This window comes from Pseudomonas sp. PS02288 (assembly GCF_029959715.1).
Taxonomy (GTDB): Bacteria; Pseudomonadota; Gammaproteobacteria; order Pseudomonadales; family Pseudomonadaceae; genus Pseudomonas_O; species Pseudomonas_O kuykendallii.
On record NZ_JASCPA010000040.1, the window covers coordinates 30,729 to 46,567 of the forward strand.

The 15,839-nt window shown below is 64.5% G+C and carries 17 protein-coding genes and 1 pseudogene; 8 read left to right on the forward strand and 10 right to left on the reverse strand.

The window, feature by feature from the left end:
* Window positions 1-61 precede the first annotated feature (61 nt).
* From QMX85_RS15755 to trpC, 4 genes are all read left to right on the forward strand, one after another.
* Entirely contained in the window at window positions 62-562 is a 501-nt protein-coding gene (locus tag QMX85_RS15755; protein ID WP_282342399.1) for a hypothetical protein, read from the forward strand.
* Window positions 563-858: 296 nt separating this feature from the next.
* Window positions 859-1,455 (forward strand): aminodeoxychorismate/anthranilate synthase component II, encoded by a 597-nt coding sequence (locus QMX85_RS15760; protein ID WP_090225114.1) that lies wholly within the window; start codon window positions 859-861, stop codon window positions 1,453-1,455.
* Window positions 1,452-2,498 carry an anthranilate phosphoribosyltransferase gene (trpD, locus tag QMX85_RS15765; RefSeq protein ID WP_282342403.1) on the forward strand — a complete coding sequence of 349 codons (1,047 nt, stop codon included), beginning with the start codon at window positions 1,452-1,454 and terminating at the stop codon, window positions 2,496-2,498. The genes QMX85_RS15760 and trpD overlap by 4 nt, the downstream gene beginning before the upstream one ends.
* Window positions 2,495-3,328 carry an indole-3-glycerol phosphate synthase TrpC gene (gene trpC / locus QMX85_RS15770; protein WP_282342404.1) on the forward strand — a complete coding sequence of 278 codons (834 nt, stop codon included), beginning with the start codon at window positions 2,495-2,497 and terminating at the stop codon, window positions 3,326-3,328. The genes trpD and trpC overlap by 4 nt, the downstream gene beginning before the upstream one ends.
* 55 nt (window positions 3,329-3,383) lie before the next feature.
* Here trpC and crp read toward each other — a convergent pair whose 3' ends face one another.
* Window positions 3,384-4,028 carry a cAMP-activated global transcriptional regulator CRP gene (gene crp, locus QMX85_RS15775; RefSeq protein ID WP_090225118.1) on the reverse strand — a complete coding sequence of 215 codons (645 nt, stop codon included), beginning with the start codon at window positions 4,026-4,028 and terminating at the stop codon, window positions 3,384-3,386.
* Between the two features lie 395 nt (window positions 4,029-4,423).
* Here crp and QMX85_RS15780 point away from each other — a divergent pair, with 395 nt between their 5' ends.
* Window positions 4,424-4,846, forward strand: coding sequence for an OsmC family protein (locus tag QMX85_RS15780; protein WP_090225120.1), 423 nt, complete (start codon window positions 4,424-4,426; stop codon window positions 4,844-4,846).
* A 65-nt stretch (window positions 4,847-4,911) separates the two neighbouring features.
* On the opposite strand, the gene coq7 is transcribed toward QMX85_RS15780, so the two are convergent.
* Both coq7 and QMX85_RS15790 read right to left on the reverse strand, forming a co-directional pair.
* Window positions 4,912-5,559, reverse strand: a complete 648-nt coding sequence (gene coq7, locus QMX85_RS15785) for a 2-polyprenyl-3-methyl-6-methoxy-1,4-benzoquinone monooxygenase (RefSeq protein WP_282342409.1) — start codon at window positions 5,557-5,559, stop codon at window positions 4,912-4,914.
* 86 nt (window positions 5,560-5,645) lie between these two features.
* A complete protein-coding gene (locus QMX85_RS15790; RefSeq protein WP_282342411.1) occupies window positions 5,646-5,987 on the reverse strand; it encodes a histidine triad nucleotide-binding protein in 342 nt (113 codons plus the stop codon).
* Between the two features lie 83 nt (window positions 5,988-6,070).
* Here QMX85_RS15790 and QMX85_RS15795 point away from each other — a divergent pair, with 83 nt between their 5' ends.
* Window positions 6,071-7,552, forward strand: a complete 1,482-nt coding sequence (locus tag QMX85_RS15795) for an AAA family ATPase (protein ID WP_282342413.1) — start codon at window positions 6,071-6,073, stop codon at window positions 7,550-7,552.
* 3 nt (window positions 7,553-7,555) lie between these two features.
* Here the strand turns inward: QMX85_RS15795 and QMX85_RS15800 are convergent, their stop codons facing one another.
* From QMX85_RS15800 to hemJ, 4 genes are all read right to left on the reverse strand, one after another.
* Window positions 7,556-8,344 carry an SDR family oxidoreductase gene (locus QMX85_RS15800; RefSeq protein ID WP_282342415.1) on the reverse strand — a complete coding sequence of 263 codons (789 nt, stop codon included), beginning with the start codon at window positions 8,342-8,344 and terminating at the stop codon, window positions 7,556-7,558.
* A 59-nt stretch (window positions 8,345-8,403) separates the two neighbouring features.
* A complete protein-coding gene (locus tag QMX85_RS15805; RefSeq protein ID WP_282342416.1) occupies window positions 8,404-9,384 on the reverse strand; it encodes a DUF805 domain-containing protein in 981 nt (326 codons plus the stop codon).
* A 135-nt stretch (window positions 9,385-9,519) separates the two neighbouring features.
* Window positions 9,520-10,488, reverse strand: coding sequence for a nitronate monooxygenase family protein (locus QMX85_RS15810; protein WP_282342417.1), 969 nt, complete (start codon window positions 10,486-10,488; stop codon window positions 9,520-9,522).
* Between the two features lie 21 nt (window positions 10,489-10,509).
* Window positions 10,510-10,938: a protoporphyrinogen oxidase HemJ gene (gene hemJ / locus QMX85_RS15815; protein WP_282342419.1), complete on the reverse strand. Its 429-nt coding sequence runs from the start codon at window positions 10,936-10,938 to the stop codon at window positions 10,510-10,512.
* A 226-nt stretch (window positions 10,939-11,164) separates the two neighbouring features.
* Between hemJ and erpA the strand changes: the two genes are divergently transcribed.
* Window positions 11,165-11,515 carry an iron-sulfur cluster insertion protein ErpA gene (erpA, locus tag QMX85_RS15820; protein WP_090225132.1) on the forward strand — a complete coding sequence of 117 codons (351 nt, stop codon included), beginning with the start codon at window positions 11,165-11,167 and terminating at the stop codon, window positions 11,513-11,515.
* Between the two features lie 54 nt (window positions 11,516-11,569).
* Here the strand turns inward: erpA and QMX85_RS15825 are convergent, their stop codons facing one another.
* A complete protein-coding gene (locus QMX85_RS15825; protein WP_282342422.1) occupies window positions 11,570-12,661 on the reverse strand; it encodes an anhydro-N-acetylmuramic acid kinase in 1,092 nt (363 codons plus the stop codon).
* Between the two features lie 3 nt (window positions 12,662-12,664).
* The gene (locus QMX85_RS15830; protein WP_282342423.1) at window positions 12,665-14,101 is read right to left on the reverse strand and encodes a peptidoglycan DD-metalloendopeptidase family protein; all 1,437 of its coding nucleotides are present in this window, start codon (window positions 14,099-14,101) and stop codon (window positions 12,665-12,667) included.
* Between the two features lie 182 nt (window positions 14,102-14,283).
* Between QMX85_RS15830 and tyrS the strand changes: the two genes are divergently transcribed.
* Complete coding sequence (gene tyrS, locus QMX85_RS15835; protein WP_282342425.1) at window positions 14,284-15,483, forward strand: tyrosine--tRNA ligase; 1,200 nt, start codon at window positions 14,284-14,286, stop codon at window positions 15,481-15,483.
* An 88-nt stretch (window positions 15,484-15,571) separates the two neighbouring features.
* Here the strand turns inward: tyrS and QMX85_RS15840 are convergent.
* Window positions 15,572-15,839, reverse strand: a pseudogene (locus QMX85_RS15840) (hypothetical protein); the annotation flags it as partial.

Here is a 15,839-nt window from a genome sequence, read left to right on the forward strand (position 1 = left end):
GCCAGGGTTTCGCCACTACCGGCGGAACCTCCCGGCCCCCGTATCGACAAGGACTCAGACGATGCGAAAGACCCCCCCACTCCGCACCCTGTTTTTCCTCTTCGCCGCCGCGCTCCTGCTCGGCGGATGTGCGTCCACACCCATTGCCCACTTGCCTGCGCCGATCAGCGAGGGCGAAGCGCGCCAGGTGATCGAGCAGGTGGTGCGCGCCAATCGCCCCGGCCTGCGCGCCGACGCCCTGGAATTCACCCAGACCTACCTGTGGTTCGGCAACGGTATCATCGCGCCGGTCACCGGCTTCGGCTCGGCGGCCTCGCTGGGCTCGGCTGCACTGGCCTCTGACGTCGCCGGCGCGGAGCCGGCGGACAGCGAGCGCCTGTATTTCGGCAACCTCGGCGAGGCGCGACTGCTCGGCGGCGCGCGGAACTACGAGGTCCTGCTGATCAACACCGACGGCGCCGCGCTGAGCGCCTTTCAGGTGGAAAACCGCGCCCAGGGCGAACGCTTCATCGATGCCCTGTACTTCTTCCGTGGCCGCGCGCGCGCCGTTCAGGACGCCTGATGAGCGTGTCGCGGCGGCCCGTTCGCCCACGGCGTTATTGCAGCGAAGGCCCCGGCTGGGCTACTGTGCGGGCAGCTAAATCCGAGACAAGCCCGTGACATCCAGCACCCTCCTGATGCGAGTCATCAAAGCCCACGCCCGCTGGCGCTGGCGCGCCTGATTCCGTTCGCCCGGACACTGCCGGGCTGCAACTCCTGCCTCCGCAAGACGATACCCACCGGCACCTTCGCTGCTTCAGCAAGCCGGTACATCGATTCCCCTTGCCGAGGCGCGATCCGAATCCAGAGGTGGGCTCCATGCTTTTAATGATCGATAACTACGACTCCTTCACCTTCAACGTGGTGCAGTACCTCGGCGAACTGGGTGCCGAGGTGAAGGTCGTGCGCAACGACGAACTGACGCTGGCCGAGATCGAGGCGCTGAACCCCGAACGCATCGTGATCTCCCCCGGTCCCTGCACGCCGACCGAGGCCGGCGTGTCGCTCGAGGTGATCCGCCATTTCGCCGGCAGGCTGCCGATCCTCGGCGTGTGCCTCGGCCACCAGGGTATCGGCCAGGCCTTCGGCGGCGACGTGGTGCGCGCGCGCCAGGTCATGCACGGCAAGACCAGCCCTGTCTACCACGAGCACCAGGGTGTGTTCGCCGGGCTCAACGACCCGCTGACCGTGACCCGTTACCACTCGCTGGTGGTCAAGCTCGAGACCCTGCCCGAGTGCCTGGAAGTCACCGCCTGGACGCGTCTGGACGACGGTTCGGTGGACGAGATCATGGGGCTGCGGCACAAGACGCTGAACGTCGAAGGCGTGCAGTTCCACCCCGAATCGATCCTCTCCGAGCAGGGCCACGAACTGTTCGCCAATTTCCTCAAGCAGACCGGCGGGGTACGCGGGTGAACATCAAGGAAGCCCTCGACCGGGTGGTCAACCAGCTCGACCTGAACACCGCCGAGATGCAGGACGTGATGCGCCTGATCATGACCGGCCAGTGCACCGATGCGCAGATCGGCGCGTTCCTCATGGGCATGCGCATGAAGAGCGAGACCATCGACGAGATCGTCGGCGCCGCGCAGGTGATGCGCGAGCTGGCCTCGCCGGTGCAGATCGACGCCGAACGCCTGGTCGACACCTGCGGCACCGGCGGCGATGGAATGAACATCTTCAACGTCTCCACCGCCGCGGCCTTCGTCGTCGCGGCGGCCGGCGGGCGCGTCGCCAAGCACGGCAACCGCGCGGTATCCGGCAAGAGCGGCAGTGCCGATCTGCTGGAGGCCGCCGGGGTCTACCTCGACCTCAAGCCGGAACAGGTGGCGCGCTGCGTCGAGACCGTCGGCGTCGGCTTCATGTTCGCCCCGTCGCACCATGGCGCGATGAGGCACGCCATCGGCCCGCGCCGCGAGCTCGGCCTGCGCACGCTGTTCAACCTGCTCGGGCCGATGACCAACCCGGCCGGCGTGCAGCGCCAGGTGGTCGGCGTGTTCAGCCAGGCGTTGTGCCGGCCGATGGCCGAGGTGCTGGCGCGCCTGGGCAGCGAGCACGTGCTGGTGGTGCACGCGCAGGACGGGCTGGACGAGATCAGCCTGGCCGCGCCGACCTACGTCGCGGAGCTGTTCGAGGGATCGGTGCGCGAATACCAGATCCAGCCGGAAGACTTCGGCATCAAGAGCCAGAGCCTGATCGGCCTGACCGTGGCCAGCGCCGCCGAGTCGCTGGCGCTGATCCGCGACGCCCTGGGCCGCCGCAAGAGCGACAACGGCCACAAGGCCGCAGAGATGATCGTCCTCAACGCCGGCGCCGCGCTCTACGTGGCCGGGCATGCGAGCAGCCTCGAGGACGGCATGCGCCTGGCGCACGACGCCGTGCATACCGGCCTGGCCTGGGAAAAACTGAACGAGCTGGTCGCCTTCACCGGCATATTCAAGCAGGAGAACGAAGCATGAGCGTGCCCACCGTGCTGGAGAAGATCCTCGCCCGCAAGGCCGAGGAAGTCGCCGAGCGCCGCGCGCGCGTGAGCCTCGCCGAGCTGGAGCGACTGGCCGCCGCTGCGGATGCGCCGCGCGGTTTTGCCGAGGCCCTGAAAGCGCGGGTCAAGCGCAAGGAAGCGGCGGTGATCGCCGAAGTGAAGAAGGCGTCGCCGAGCAAGGGCGTGATCCGCGAGCAGTTCGTCCCGGCCGAGATCGCCAGCAGCTACGAAGCCGGTGGCGCGACCTGCCTGTCGGTGTTGACCGACATCGATTTCTTCCAGGGCGCCGATGTCTACCTGCGGCAGGCGCGCGCCGCCTGCAGCCTGCCAGTGATCCGCAAGGACTTCATGATCGATCCCTACCAGGTGGTCGAAGCCCGCGCGCTGGGCGCCGATTGCATCCTGCTGATCGTCTCCGCGCTCTCCGATGCGCAGATGGCCGAGCTGGCGGCGACGGCCAAGGGCGTCGGCCTCGACGTGCTGGTGGAAGTCCACGACGGCGACGAGCTGGACCGCGCGCTGGCCACACTGGACACGCCGCTGCTGGGCATCAACAACCGCAACCTGCACACCTTCGAGGTGAGCCTGGAAACCACCCTCGACCTGCTCCCGCGAATTCCCCGCGAGCGTCTAGTGATCACCGAGAGCGGCATCCTCAACCGTGCCGACGTGGAACTGATGCAGATTAGCGAGGTGCACGCCTTCCTGGTCGGCGAGGCGTTCATGCGCGCTGACGATCCGGGCATCGAGTTGCAGCGCCTGTTCTTCCCCGAGCGCAGCCGCGGATTGGGCAGCGACGCCTCCTGAGCGATTCGCGCGCATGAAAAAGCCGGCCAAGCGCCGGCTTTTTCATGCGCCGGATTCAGCGTGTGCCGAACACCACCATGGTCTTGCCCTTCACGTGGACCAGGCCCTGTTCCTCGAGGCTCTTGAGGACGCGACCGACCATCTCGCGGGAGCAGCCGACGATGCGGCCGATTTCCTGCCGGGTGATCTTGATCTGCATGCCGTCCGGATGGGTCATCGCATCCGGCTGCTTGCACAGCTCCAGCAGCGTGCGCGCGACGCGGCCGGTGACGTCGAGGAAGGCCAGGTCGCCGACCTTGCGCGTGGTCGCGCGCAGTCGCTCGGCCATCTGCCCGCCGAGAATGTAGAGGATCTCCGGGTCGCGTTCGGACAGTTCGCGGAACTTGGCGTAGCTCAGCTCGGCGACCTCGCACTCGGTCTTGGCGCGGACCCAGGCACTGCGGGCCTTTTCCGCATCGTCCTTCTCGAACAGGCCCAGCTCGCCGAAGAAATCCCCGGCGTTGAGGTAGGCGATGATCATCTCGCGACCGTCGTCGTCCTCGATGAGGATGGTGACCGAGCCCTTGATGATGAAGAACAGGGTTTCGCAGCGGTCGCCGGCATAGATGATGGTGCTCTTGGCGGCGTAGCGGCGGCGATGGCAATGCGAGAGGAGTCTGTCGAGGTTCTTGATCTTTGGAGCGAGGGTGATTGCGACCATGCCTGATTTCCGAGAGAGGGATGAGCTGTCCAGACGCCGTGAGAATATCCGAAGCGGCAGGTTATCGAGGCAAGGTTGATACACGTAGCCGCGCCCGAATCGTTCCAGGCCGCCGGCTTCCGCGGGGTTGACCGGCAATAATGCGCCAATCGATGCAGCATTCCGCCTCGCCATGGCGAGTGCAGAGGTCCGCGCGGTCCTGTCGTGTTTGCAGGCAGATTCTTTGGAATACGTCCCGGCGTCGAGCCGGTGGTCTGGCGCCAGCTTAACAGAGGTCCCGGAGCGGGCAATCCGTTTTCTGGCCGCCCAGGCGTCACCCGTTGTCCAGGCTCGCGCTGCGGCGTCGCGGAGGCGGCATGCTAAGCTGGCGCACTTTTCAGCAGCGGAGCGCGGCGATGAAAGCACGCATTCAGTGGGCCGGTGAGGCCATGTTCCTCGGTGAGTCCGGCAGCGGCCATGTGGTGGTGATGGACGGCCCGCCGGAAAATGGCGGCCGCAACCTGGGTGTCCGGCCGATGGAGATGGTGCTGATCGGCCTGGGCGGCTGCAGCAACTTCGACGTGGTCAGCATCCTGAAGAAGTCGCGCCAGCCGGTAGAAAGCTGCGAGGCGTTCCTCGAGGCCGAGCGCGCCAGCGAAGACCCGAAGGTGTTCACCAAGATCCACCTGCATTTCGTGGTCAAGGGCCGCGGCCTGAAGGAGGCGCAGGTCAAGCGTGCCATCGAGCTGTCGGCGGAGAAGTACTGCTCGGCGTCGATCATGCTCGGCAACGCCGGCGTCGAGATCACCCACGACTACGAGATCGTCGAGCTGGGCTGACGGGCGAACGCATCGGGCAAAAAGAAAGGGCGCCTCGGCGCCCTTTTCTTCGTCTGCATCGAGGATCAGATGCGGTAGGTGCTTTTCGTCATCACCTTGGACAGCAGGGTCATGCCGAACTTCACCGGCGCCGGGAAGCGGAACCCGCCGGCGGCGATGGCATTGGTCGAGTGCTGCTCCTCGTCGATGCGCATCTGCTCGAGGATCGAGCGGGATTTCTGGTCTTCCGGCGGAATCTGCTTGAGGTGCTCGTCGAGGTGCTTGCAGACCTGGTCCTCGGTGGCGGCGACGAAGCCCAGGCTGACCTTGTCGCTGATCAGCCCGGCGACCGCGCCAACGCCGAACGACAGCCCGTAGAACACCGGGTTGAGCACGCTGGTGTGGCTGCCCAGCTCGCGGATGCGATGTTCGCACCAGGCAAGGTGATCGATTTCTTCCTCGGCGGCGTGTTCCATCGCCTTGCGGATCGCCGGCAGCTTGGCGGTCAGCGCCTGGCCCTGGTAGAGGCCCTGGGCACAGACCTCGCCGGTGTGGTTGATGCGCATCAGACCGGCGACATGGCGGGTCTGGCTGGGTTCGAGGGCCACTTCGTCCTTGAGCAGGGCCGGCGACGGGCGATACGGCTGCCCGGTGAACGGCAGCAGGGTGCGCAGGGCGGTGTTGGCCTGCAGCAGCAGGCGATCGACCGGGGTGTAGTGACGCGCATCGGACATGACGAACTCCAGAACGAACGAGGGCGGCAAGTTTAAGCCGCGGGGCTTGGCGCCGGGTTGGGACAGATCAACGCAGAGGCCGTTGGCTAGCCCGGCGGCCAGCGCATCGGGCGTTTGCCCAGTACGTGCATATGAATGTGGTAGACGGTCTGGCCGCCCAGTTCGTTGCAGTTCATCACCACCCGGAAACCCTCGTCGCAGCCCTGCTCGCGGGCGAGTTTCTGCGCGGTGAAGAGGATGTGCCCGGCGAGGGCCTTGTCCTCCTGCTCGCCGAGGTCGTGCAGGGTGGCGATGTGTTTCTTCGGGATCACCAGAAAGTGCACCGGCGCTTTCGGGTCGATGTCGTTGAAGGCGATCACCTGGTCATCTTCGTAAAGCTTGCGCGCGGGAATCTCACCGGCGACGATCCTGCAGAATAGGCAGTCCACGGACGGCTCCAGGTCTGATGGAAGAGCGAGGAGTGTAACCACGCGCGCAGGACCGGCCAACCCGCGCGCCACAAGGAGTCAGTGTGAAGAACGATATCCACGATCTCGGCCTGGTGCTGGAATCCAAGGTCAAGTTGATCGTCATCGAGTCCTGGGACGAGCCGCGGGTCCTGCAGACGCTCACCGGCCTGGCGGTGCGGCGCAATCTCGGGCTGTTCCTCTGGTCGATCACCGAAGGCCTGCAACGCCTGGGCTTCGGCGCGGCGCCCGCGAACGAGGAACCGACCCAGGAGCCGGAGGAGGCGCTGAAGCTGATCAAGGCTGATCCCCAGCCGAACCTCTACGTGCTCTGCGACCTGCATCCGTTCCTCGACGACAACCCGAAACTGGTGCGCCTGCTCAAGGAAATCGCCATGGCCGAGGGCGCGCAGCGGCTGACCCTGGTGCTGGTCTCCCACGCGCTGAAGCTGCCGCCGGAAGTGCAGCGCTACGCGGCCCGCTTCGACCTGGCGCTGCCGTCGGAGGAGGAACTGCTGGCGATCGTCCGCGACGAAGCCACGCGCTGGAGCGAGCGCAATCGCGGCGCCCGCGTGCGCACCGACAACCGCACACTGCAGCAGGTGGTGAACAACCTGCGCGGGATGAGCCACGGCGAAGCCCGCTCGCTGGCGCGCAACCTGATCTGCGACGACGGCGCAATCACCCAGGAAGACCTGCCGGAGCTGAACAAGGCCAAGTTCCAGCTGCTCGACCTGGAGGGCGTACTGAGTTTCGAGAACGACACCGCACGCTTCGCCGAGGTCGGCGGGCTGGCATCGCTCAAGCGCTGGCTGGCCGAGCGCCAGGACGCCTTCCTCAACGACAGCGTCATCGGGCGCCCCAAGGGCATGCTGCTGGTCGGCGTGCAGGGTGGCGGCAAGAGCCTGGCGGCGAAGGCGGTGGCCGGACTCTGGGGCCTGCCGCTGCTGCGCCTGGACTTCGCCTGCCTGTACAACAAGTTTTTCGGCGAGACCGAGCGCAACCTGCGCGAGGCGCTGAAGATGGCCGAGCAGATGGCGCCTTGCGTGCTGTGGATGGACGAGATCGAGAAGGGCCTGGCCAGCGGCGATCAGGACGGAGGCGTCAGCCAGCGCGTGCTCGGCACGCTGCTGACCTGGATGGCCGAGCACAAGGCGCCGGTGTTCATGGTCGCCACCGCCAACGCCATCCAGCGCCTGCCGCCCGAGTTGGTGCGCAAGGGGCGCTTCGACGAGCTGTTCTTCGTCGACCTGCCGGATGCGAGCGTGCGCGCGGATATCTTCCGCATCCACCTGCAGCGCCGCGAGCTCGATCCGGAGACGTTCGACCTTACGGCTCTGGCTTCGGCCAGCGCCGGTTTCTCCGGTGCGGAAATCGAACAGGCGGTGGTCAGCGCGCTGTACGCCGCGCAGGCGCGTCAACAGGTGGTCGATCAGAACCTGCTGCTGACCAGCCTGCAGAGCACCTCGCCGTTATCGGTGGTGATGAGCGAAGACCTCGCGGCGCTGCGCGCCTGGGCCCATGGGCGGACGGTGGCTGCGGACTGAGTCTCAGCCGGGGAGCAGGCCGCGATTGATCCGCGCCGCGAGCTTGCGCACCAGCCAGCGCGGCGCGAAGCGCGGGCCCAGGGTGGCCAGGCGGTTGCGCCAGCCGGGGATGATCAGCGCGCGGTTCTTCTCCAGCGCCCGCACGGTGTGGAGCGCCACTTCCTCCGCGCTCATCATCAGTTTGCTGCCGCTCAGATGTCCGATTTCCAGCTGCGCCGAGCGCCAGAACGCGGTGCGAATCGGCCCCGGACAGAGCACCGATACCTTGATCCCGCGGTCGCCGAGTTCCTCGCGCAGCCCCTCGGAAAAATGCAGGACGTAGGCCTTGCTCGCGTAGTAGTTGCTCATCCAGGCGCCCGGCTGGAAGGCCGCGACCGAAGCGACGTTGAGAATCTGCCCGCCACCGTTCGCCAGCATGTGCTGGCCGAGCGCATGGCACAGGCGTGCCAGGGCCAGCACGTTCACTTCGATCAGGGTTTTCTCGCGGCTCCAGTCCTGCTCCAGATAGGCGCCGCCGGAGCCGATCCCGGCGTTGTTCACCAGCAGGTCGATACGCCGCTCGCTCTGCTCCAGTTCGTGGAGCAGCCCGGACAGCTGGATCGGCTCGGCGAGATCGCAGGTGCGGAACAGCACGTCGACGCCGAAGCGCTGCGTCAGCTCGCAGGCGATGCTTTCCAGCGCATCGCGCTGCCGCGCCACCAGGATCAGCTTGCGCCCGCGCCGTGCCAGGGCTTCGGCCAGGGCCAGGCCTATGCCGCTGGAGGCACCGGTGATGAGGACGTAATGGGGCATTTGAATCTCCACGCAGGAGCCGTTTGGACAGCCGGCTCCCGGGGTTGGTGCGGCGCGCGTCAGCTGCCGAGGGCGGCCCAGTACATGGCGAGCATGGCAAAACCGCCGAAGGCGAACATCATCAACAGCGACAACAGCAGAATGGCGATGAGTACGCCGGAAATGACTTTCACCGACAAGCTGTTGGCCGGCGGCGGCGGGCCATAGCGGTTGACGCCTTCGCTGCCAGGCACCACCAGCATCAGCAGAGCGAACACGTTGCCGACCACGGGAATCAGGTTGATCAGCAGCAGCCAGCCGGTCCAGCCGATGTCGTGCAGGCGCTGGACGGCGATCATCACGCTGGTGACGGCGACGCCGATCATCACGACGATGATCAGCAGCGCGCCGACGATCTCGGAGAGATTGCTGCCGAGCGCGGCGACGCCCAGCAGCCCAAGAGAGCAGAAGATCATCACCAGCGACCAGGCCAGGTAGCGCAGGCGCCCGATACGGCCGCTGATGCTGAACACCTTGAGTTCGCCGAACTCGGGAAGCGTCTCGCCGACGTCCGCGCGGGGCGGTGCGTAAGGCGTGGCCGCGGGTGCCGTGGCGGGTTTCTCCGCGGCGGCGGGGGCGGGCAGTTCGCCGCTCGCGGCGAGCTGTGCCTGGCGCGCGAGGTACTTCTCGATGACGACACCACAGGCGCTGCACTCGATCGCCTTGGCCTGCGGGTGGCCGCACTTGGGGCAAATCATGTCGCCGCTGGCGGCGAGCGCGGCGGCATCGCTCGCCTCTTCGACTTCGACCAGGCTCAGCTCCGAGCTCTGCTCGCGCTCCTTGCGGACCTGCGCACCGGCGCGCTGAAGGGCGCCCAGATACTTGTCCGCCAGGTCCTCGGTGAGGTCGCGCTTGATGGCCTGGGGCCGACCGCCGAACAACGCCTCGATGCGTTCGCGATCGCTCTTGAACAGTCGGGCGAGGTTGTCCTTGACGGTCTCCAGCGTCGTGTCCGGCATGATCTGGCCATCGAATACGATCTTGTAACGCGCTTCGGTCATGCGGGGCTTCCTTGTCACGAGCTGGGAACCGGCACAGCGTAATAACCGGCCGACGGCTGCACAAGCGGACTCGCACGAAGGCAGGCCCGGCAGTGCGATTGCGCTCCGGGCCCGTGTGCTGCGTCACACGCGGGGTCAGCGCGGCCAGCGTTGGCCGAGTTGAGCGCAGCGCGACAGCGAGTCGCGGTACTCCTGGTCCAGGCGCGCGATCAATTGATCGACGCTGGGCAGGTCCGCGATGTCGCCGGCGCCCTGGCCGGCGGACCAGACGGTTTTCCAGGCCTTGGCTTCGTCGTTGATCGGCTTGAGTTTCTCACCGTAGTCGACCGCGCTTTTGTCGTTGAGTCGCTTTAGGTCATAGCCGGCGCGCTCCAGGCTCTGGCGCATGAAGCTCGCCGGTACGCCGGACACCGCCGGGGTGTGGACGATATCGGCGGCGCGGGCGTCGACGATCATCTGCTTGTAGTCAGCGCCGGCATCGCTTTCGGCGGTGGCGATGAAACGCGTGCCCAGGTAGGCGAGGTCGGCGCCGAGCAGTTGCGCGGCGAGAATCTCGTGGCCGTGGTTGAGGCAGCCGGCGAGCAGCAGTGTCTTGTCGAAGAACTGCCGGATTTCCGCGATCAGGGCAAACGGACTCCAGGTGCCGGCGTGACCACCGGCTCCGGCGGCCACCGCGATCAGCCCGTCGACGCCGGCTTCGGCGGCTTTCTCGGCGTGCCGACGGGTGGTGACGTCGTGGAACACCAGGCCGCCATAGCTGTGCACGGCGTCGACCACGTCCTTCACCGCGCCCAGGCTGGTCACCACGATGGGCACCTTCTTCTCGACGCAGATCGCCAGGTCCGCCTGCAGGCGTGGGTTGGTCTGATGGACGATCAGGTTGACGGCGAAGGGTGCCGGTTCCTGCTGTCCTGCCAGGCCTGCCTGGATCTCTTCCAGCCAGGCGCGAAAGCCCTCGCTGTCACGCTGGTTGAGCGCGGGAAAGCTGCCGATGATGCCATTGCGGCAGCAGGCGAGGACCAGCGCGGGATTGGACACCAGGAACATCGGCGCCGCCATCAGGGGCAGGCGCAGGCGTTGATCGAGCGAGGCGGGCAGGGACATGGCGTTTTCTCTTGTTATGGGTCAGAAGGGTTTGACCACCACTAGGATCACTATGGCGATCAGGAACAGTACCGGAATTTCATTGAACCAGCGGTAGAAGGTCTCGCTGCGGCCCGGTTCGCCGCGGGCGAAGCGTTTGATCTGCGCGCCACAGACATGGTGGTAGCCGATCAGCAGGACCACCAGGGTCAGCTTGGCGTGCAGCCAGCCGGCGCCCTTGAGCAGGCCCGGGTTCATCGACAGCAGGCCGATGCCGAACACCAGGGTGGCGATCATCGCCGGCAGCATGATGCCGCGGTAGAGCTTGCGCTCCATGACGCAGAAGCGTTGGCGGCTGGCCGCATCCTCGCTGCTGGTGTGATAGACGAACAGCCGGGGCAGGTAGAACAGCCCGGCGAACCAACAGACGATGGAAATGATGTGCAGCGCTTTGATCCAGAGATAGAGCATCGGAGTGCTTCCAGGTAGTCACGGTGCGCAGATAGTAGTTGCACCGCTCCCGCCCGTCACCACGCCGGTTGGCCGCGGAATGTGCACGGACGTATCATCGAAAGAAGCTCCTTCTTCATACGGCAAGTGGGGCAGATCGCAGAATAGTTGACCGATTTTCTGGGGTAAGCGGATAATGGCAGGCCCCAATGCAGTTCAGGCAGCGTAACGCCGGGAGATATGCAACATGAGCGTCGAAACCTTCACCCCTACTGCCATGCTGTTTTCGCAGGGTGCTGCGAGCAAGGTGAAGAACCTCATCGATGAGGAAGGCAACCCTCGTCTGAAGCTGCGCGTTTTCGTGACGGGTGGCGGCTGTTCCGGTTTCCAGTACGGTTTCACCTTCGATGAAGACACCGCGGACGATGACACCATCATCGAGCGCGAAGGGGTAAGCCTGGTGGTCGATCCGATGAGCTTCCAGTACCTGGCCGGCGCCGAAGTGGATTATCAGGAAGGCCTGGAAGGGTCGCGATTCGTCATCAACAATCCCAACGCTGCCACCACCTGCGGCTGTGGCCAATCCTTCTCGATCTGACGCCGCTTCGCCTTGTCGACGCCGTGCACTGCACGGCGTTTTCGTTTCTGCGATTCAGGCCGGATAGATCGCGCCCAGCACACGCGGACCGCGTGCCCCGGTGACTTCGGGGCGGTTGCCTGGAATCCGCTCCAGGCAGCAATGCGCCAGCCAGGCGAACGCCATCGCTTCGACCCAATCCGGCGACACGCCATAGGCTTCGGTGCTAGCCACCGTCGTTCCGCGAAGCAATTGCGCCAGGCGCTGCATGAGTGCCCGGTTGTGCGCACCACCACCGCAGACCAGTAGTTCATGCGTATGCGGCTGGGCGGCGCGCAGCGAGTCGACGATGCTCAGGGCCGTCAGTTCGAGCAGCGTGCGCTGCACATCGGCGGCTGCGACGGCGGGGTGCTGCGCCAGGTGGTCTTCCAGCCAGGCCAAGTTGAACAACTCGCGCCCGGTGCTTTTCGGCCCCCGGGCCTGGAAGAATTCGTTGGCCAGCAGCTGTTCGAGCAGTGCCTCATCCAGCGTGCCGCTGGCGGCCCAATCGCCGTCGGCATCGAAGGCGTCGCCGCGTTGCCGACCGATCCAGGCATCCATCAGCACATTCCCCGGACCGCAGTCGAAGCCGCTCACCGAGCCGTCCGCATGCAGCAGGCTCAGGTTGCTGAAACCACCGACGTTGAGCACCGCGCGCGGATGTCCAAGGTCGCTGAACAGGCTCTGATGGAAGGCCGGAACCAGCGGTGCGCCCTGACCGCCGGCGGCGACGTCGCGCCGGCGGAAGTCGCCGATCACGGTAATCCCCGTCAGCTCGGCGAGCAGCGCCGGATTGCCGATCTGCACGCTGAAGCCGCGAAGCGGTTCGTGGCGAACCGTCTGCCCATGGCTGCCTATCGCACGGATGTCGGCGGCGTCGAGTTTCTGCTCGGCGAGCAGTTGCTGAATGCCCTGGGCCGCCAGCTCGACCCACTGATTCTCCGCCAGCGAGGCGCGCGCCAGTTCGTCGACCCCTGAGGTGCAGAGGCTAAGCAGATCGCTGCGAAGGGAAGGCGGCATCGGGATATAGAGGCAAGCGAGCAGCCTGGGCTGGGTGTGCTGCTCGATCAGCGCGATGTCCAGACCATCGAGGCTGGTGCCGGACATCACGCCGAGGTAAAGCGCCATTGCTCAGCGCTTGTTGTTGAGGGCCAGCATGGTGGCTTTTTCCTGCTCCATGCGGGCGAGCAGTGGCTTGCTTTGCTGCAAGAAGCGCTGCTTCTCGCCGCTGCTGATGGGGTCGGCCATCGCCATCTTGATGCTCAGGGGGTCGACCTGGGTTCCGTCGACCTGGAATTCGTAATGCAGGTGCGGGCCGGTGGATAGCCCGGTGGTGCCGATGTAGCCAATCACCTGGCCCTGCTTCACGGTAACGCCGTTGCGAATACCCTTGGCGAAACCCTGCATGTGGCCGTACAGCGTGCGATAGCGCTGGTTGTGCTGGATGATCACGGCATTGCCGTAGCCGCCCTTGCGCCCGGCGAGGAGGACCTTGCCATCGCCGGCTGCCTTGATCGGCGTGCCGCGCGGCGCGGCGTAGTCGACGCCCTTGTGCGCGCGGATCTTGTTGAGGATCGGGTGTTTGCGGCCCATCGAGAAGCGCGAGCTGATTCGCGCGACATCCACCGGAGTGCGGATGAAGGCCTTGCGCATGCTGTTGCCGTCGGCGGTGTAGTAGCTGCTTACACCCTGTTTGTTGGTGTAGCGAATGGCGCTGAACGTCTTGCCGCGGTTGACGAAGCGCGCTGCGAGGATGCTGCCGGTGCCTACGCGTTTGCCGTCGAGCATCTTCTCTTCGTAGATGGCTTCGAATTCGTCGCCCTCGCGCAGATCCTGGCCGAAGTCGATGTCGTAGCCGAAGATGTTTGCCAGGTCCATGGTCAGGTCGTGGGAGAGGCCGGCGCGCTTGGCGGACATGAACAGCGAACTGTCGATCACGCCATGGGCATAGACGCTGCGCACGTCGGGCTTGGCCAGCTCACGCTTGAACACGTAACCACTGGCGCTCTTGGCGAGGCTGACGCGCTCCATGTCCGAAAGCTGGGAGTGCAGGCTTTCCAGTTGGCCGTCAGGGGTGAGCTTGAATTCCAGCGCTTGGCCGACCTTCAAACGGCCAAGGGTCTTGGCATCCTTGCTGCTGTCGAGCACTTCGTGCAGCGCGGTGGCGGACAGGCCGACCTTGGCGAACACGGTGGACAGGGTATCGCCATTGCCTACCCTGACGACCTTGATGGAAGAGTCGGCAGTCGCCTCGTTGCTGGCCGCGGAGGTGTCGTCAGACTCGCTCGACTCGGCATCAGCGCTCTGTTCGGAGTCCGCCGTTTCGATTTCGGCGAAAGGCGATGCGGCTACTTGCTGTTCGTCGGCGACTTCCGACTGCAGGGTGGCATCTTCCTGAGGAATTTCCTGGCTGGGAGTAGTGAGCTCCAGGTCCAGATTCGTCCTTTTCGCTTCAACTTCGCGAGAAGGGAATACCAGCAGTGCCAGGCTAAGCAATGCGGCTATACCACTGGCAGCCAGGATGTGGCTTTTCGGGTAGAGCTCTGCTTTGGAAACGTTATGCGTCATATGGCGTCTGGTGATTTTGGCTACGAAATAACTGTCTAAAATATAACCAAAATTTCCTCGAGGCAACCCTGAATGCTGTGGTCTTTTGCCCGGCCATCACGCTGCCACCAGGGTGAAATTTGTTTTTCGGAGCTGATCTTGTATGGTTGCTCCCCTTCGTCAAACACCTATCGAGTCATGCCATGAAGTCTGTGGAAGAACAGCTCGCGCAGATCAAGCGCGGCGCGGAAGAGATCCTTGTTGAAGCCGAGCTGATCGAGAAGCTCAAGTTGGGGCGTCCGCTGAGGATCAAAGCCGGTTTCGACCCGACTGCTCCTGATCTGCACCTCGGTCACACCGTGCTTATTAATAAGCTGCGGCAGTTCCAGGCGCTGGGTCACCAGGTGGTCTTCCTTATAGGTGACTTCACGGGGATGATCGGCGACCCCAGTGGCAAGAGCGCCACTCGTCCACCGTTGACGCGCGAGCAGGTGCTCGAAAATGCCGAGACCTACAAGGCTCAGGTGTTCAAGATTCTCGACCCGGCGCGCACCGAGGTGGCTTTCAACTCCACCTGGATGGATCAGTTGAGCCCGGCCGATTTCATCCGCCTGGCCTCGCAGTACACCGTGGCACGGATGCTCGAGCGCGACGATTTCAGCAAGCGTTACTCGACCAACCAGCCCATCGCGATCCATGAGTTCCTCTATCCGCTCGTACAAGGCTACGACTCCGTCGCACTGAAGGCTGACGTCGAGCTCGGTGGCACCGATCAGAAGTTCAACCTGCTGATGGGGCGCGAGCTGCAACGTGCCTATGGCCAGCCGGCGCAATGCATCCTCACCATGCCTCTGCTCGAAGGGCTGGACGGGGTGAAGAAGATGTCCAAGTCGCTGGGTAACTATGTCGGCATCCAGGAAGCGCCGGGAGTCATGTACAGCAAGCTGGTCTCGATTCCCGATGCGCTCATGTGGCGTTACTTCGAGCTGTTGAGCTTCCGCAGCCTTGAAGAGATCGAGGCGTTTCGCAGTGACATCGCGCGCGGTGCAAATCCCCGCGACATCAAGATCAAGCTGGCCGAAGAGATCGTCGCCCGCTTCCATGGTGAGGAAGCTGCTGCAGGCGCACATCGTTCCGCAGGTAACCGTATGAAGGATGGCGAGCTACCGGAAGATCTGCCGGAAGTGGTCCTGTTCTCCGCCGAGGACCTCCCGATCGCTGCCGTCCTTAATAAGGCAGGCATGGTGAAGAACGCTGCAGGTGCCCGCGACCTGCTCGGTGCGGGAAGCGTGAAGGTGGATGGCGAAGTGGTTTCCCGAGACTTCGTCTTCAAGCTGGGTGCAAGCCACGTCTGCCAGGCCGGCAAGAAGGCATTCGCACGTGTCGTTGTTAAAGTTGAGTGAAACCTTGAAAAAGCGGTTGACGTGAGTTTTGGGCTGTCTATAATGCGCACCACTTCCGGCGCAGTCCTCAAGTAAAACCTCTTGTAAATCAAAGGGTTGAGCGAATAAAGAGGGTTGCATCGGTGGCGGATTCGAGTAGAATGCGCCGGGCTAGCAGGGTGGTGGTTTGATCCTGTTGGTGGCTTCGGTCGAAATGATCGGAAGCGGAAAAAGAGGTGTTGACAGTGGTTTTGAACGCTGTAGAATTTGCCTCCCGCTGACGAGGGGTTTGAAAGATCGGAAGCGGCAAGCGGTTGAGTAGAAAAGAAATTTTCGAAAATAAGCTTGACAGATTGAAAGGCTGCTGTAGAATGCGC

Excerpts from the sequence above, each read along its gene's own strand:
- QMX85_RS15830 (WP_282342423.1), bottom strand. The coding sequence starts at position 14,101 with ATGACGCATAACGTTTCCAAAGCAGAGCTCTACCCGAAAAGCCACATC.
- trpC (WP_282342404.1), top strand. The coding sequence starts at position 2,495 with ATGAGCGTGCCCACCGTGCTGGAGAAGATCCTCGCCCGCAAGGCCGAG.
- QMX85_RS15755 (WP_282342399.1), top strand. The coding sequence starts at position 62 with ATGCGAAAGACCCCCCCACTCCGCACCCTGTTTTTCCTCTTCGCCGCC.
- hemJ (WP_282342419.1), bottom strand. The coding sequence starts at position 10,938 with ATGCTCTATCTCTGGATCAAAGCGCTGCACATCATTTCCATCGTCTGT.
- tyrS (WP_282342425.1), top strand. The coding sequence starts at position 14,284 with ATGAAGTCTGTGGAAGAACAGCTCGCGCAGATCAAGCGCGGCGCGGAA.
- QMX85_RS15805 (WP_282342416.1), bottom strand. The coding sequence starts at position 9,384 with ATGACCGAAGCGCGTTACAAGATCGTATTCGATGGCCAGATCATGCCG.
- QMX85_RS15810 (WP_282342417.1), bottom strand. The coding sequence starts at position 10,488 with ATGTCCCTGCCCGCCTCGCTCGATCAACGCCTGCGCCTGCCCCTGATG.
- coq7 (WP_282342409.1), bottom strand. The coding sequence starts at position 5,559 with ATGTCCGATGCGCGTCACTACACCCCGGTCGATCGCCTGCTGCTGCAG.
- QMX85_RS15825 (WP_282342422.1), bottom strand. The coding sequence starts at position 12,661 with ATGGCGCTTTACCTCGGCGTGATGTCCGGCACCAGCCTCGATGGTCTG.
- QMX85_RS15760 (WP_090225114.1), top strand. The coding sequence starts at position 859 with ATGCTTTTAATGATCGATAACTACGACTCCTTCACCTTCAACGTGGTG.
- erpA (WP_090225132.1), top strand. The coding sequence starts at position 11,165 with ATGAGCGTCGAAACCTTCACCCCTACTGCCATGCTGTTTTCGCAGGGT.
- QMX85_RS15780 (WP_090225120.1), top strand. The coding sequence starts at position 4,424 with ATGAAAGCACGCATTCAGTGGGCCGGTGAGGCCATGTTCCTCGGTGAG.
- QMX85_RS15800 (WP_282342415.1), bottom strand. The coding sequence starts at position 8,344 with ATGCCCCATTACGTCCTCATCACCGGTGCCTCCAGCGGCATAGGCCTG.
- crp (WP_090225118.1), bottom strand. The coding sequence starts at position 4,028 with ATGGTCGCAATCACCCTCGCTCCAAAGATCAAGAACCTCGACAGACTC.